Below are 633 nucleotides of genomic sequence, written 5' to 3' on the forward strand. Positions count from 1 at the left end.
GCGGCTTTCCGGTGAACGGCCGCGCTTTCCGGATATCCGCACCGGCAACGGCTATGACGTGCATGCCTTCGAGCCGGGCGATCATGTCACGCTCTGCGGCGTCGTCATTCCGCACGACAGAAAGCTCTCCGGCCATTCCGATGCCGACGTCGGCCTTCACGCCCTCACCGACGCGCTGCTCGCCACCTGCGGCGCTGGCGATATCGGCACGCATTTCCCGCCGTCGGATCCGCAGTGGAAAGGCGCCGCCTCGAAGATCTTCGTCGAACATGCGGCCAAGCTGGTGCGCGGGCGCGGCGGACGCATCGCCAATGCCGACATCACGCTGATCTGCGAGGCGCCGCGCGTCGGCCCGCACCGCGAGGCGATGACGGCTGCCCTCGCCGCGATGCTCGGCATCGCCGGCGAGCGGATCTCGATCAAGGCAACCACCAATGAGAAGCTTGGCTTCATCGGCCGCCAGGAAGGCATAGCGGCCATCGCCACCGCCAGCGTAGTCTTTCCAGGTGAGGTTCCCGAATGAGCAACGCCGAACTCGCAAACGCCCTGCTTCTGGCCTGCCAGCAACGCGGTATCATGCTGGCGACGGCGGAAAGCTGCACCGGCGGCCTGATCATCGCCGCGCTCACCGAC

At 66.8% G+C, this 633-nt stretch carries 2 protein-coding genes; both read left to right on the forward strand.

Annotated elements, in window-relative coordinates; genetic code table 11:
* The coding region (gene ispF, locus EOA33_RS37775) for a 2-C-methyl-D-erythritol 2,4-cyclodiphosphate synthase (protein WP_127407848.1) at positions 1-523 on the forward strand (523 nt) is incomplete at its 5' end.
* The coding region (locus tag EOA33_RS37780) for a CinA family protein (protein WP_145989605.1) at positions 520-633 on the forward strand (114 nt) is incomplete at its 3' end. The genes ispF and EOA33_RS37780, both read left to right, overlap by 4 nt.

Source organism: Mesorhizobium sp. M4A.F.Ca.ET.050.02.1.1 (assembly GCF_003997725.1).
GTDB lineage: Bacteria > Pseudomonadota > Alphaproteobacteria > Rhizobiales > Rhizobiaceae > Mesorhizobium.